At 50.9% G+C, this 232-nt stretch carries 1 protein-coding gene; it reads left to right on the forward strand.

The features are described 5' to 3' along the window. Positions 1 to 38 precede the first annotated feature (38 nt). A partial coding sequence (locus H6A15_RS10280; RefSeq protein WP_204673655.1) for a hypothetical protein occupies positions 39 to 232 on the forward strand: 194 nt, incomplete at its 3' end.

A 232-nucleotide genomic window follows, 5' to 3' on the forward strand; every position in this document is an offset into this window, starting at 1 on the left:
GATAGTCTAGGACTGGCTGCATCTGAGCTAGGACCATATTGATCATCGCTTCCATCGAGGTCTCCTTTCCCCCTGGCTCGGTGGAAACAATTCTGAAGTTGCAGGCCTGTGTTCTGGTAAATGATTATTTGGCTGCGATAGCCGAAGGCGTTTTCGAAGACTGGCTCCTCACGGCTGAAGGTGAACCAACACCGTTGTCGCGTTTTGCCTCGTTCAATCCATCGACGTATTC

Origin of the sequence: Enorma phocaeensis (assembly GCF_016901575.1) — a bacterium.
GTDB lineage: Bacteria > Actinomycetota > Coriobacteriia > Coriobacteriales > Coriobacteriaceae > Limicola > Limicola phocaeensis_A.